1 protein-coding gene is annotated in these 317 nt (G+C 54.9%); it reads right to left on the reverse strand.

The features are described from left to right. Positions 1-317, reverse strand: a 317-nt coding sequence (locus P0G09_RS17115) for a BadF/BadG/BcrA/BcrD ATPase family protein (protein ID WP_275253268.1), incomplete at both ends; no start/stop codon positions are given.

Raw genomic sequence — 317 nt, forward strand, 5'->3', positions numbered from 1 at the left:
TGGGCCTGCTTGACCGAGCTGTTCATAAACACGGTGCAGCGGCTGCCCATATCCACGGGGCGGTCTGCGAACAGGCCGAGAGCGGCGAACTTCTTGACATCATATCCCAATGCCTGAGCAAAGGTCTGCAAAAAGCTGCCGCAGCCGGAGGAGCAGGCCTCGTTCAGGAAGATGTTGCTGATGGCACCATCCTCGATCTTGAAGCTCTTCATGTCCTGACCGCCGATATCGATGATGAAATCTACATCGGGCATATAGTATTTGGCGGCGGTTAAATGAGCCACCGTTTCCACCAGACCATAATCACAGCGGAAGGC

The sequence above is a fragment of the Faecalibacterium sp. DFI.5.82 genome, assembly GCF_029076575.1.
Taxonomy (GTDB): Bacteria; Bacillota; Clostridia; order Oscillospirales; family Ruminococcaceae; genus Faecalibacterium; species Faecalibacterium duncaniae.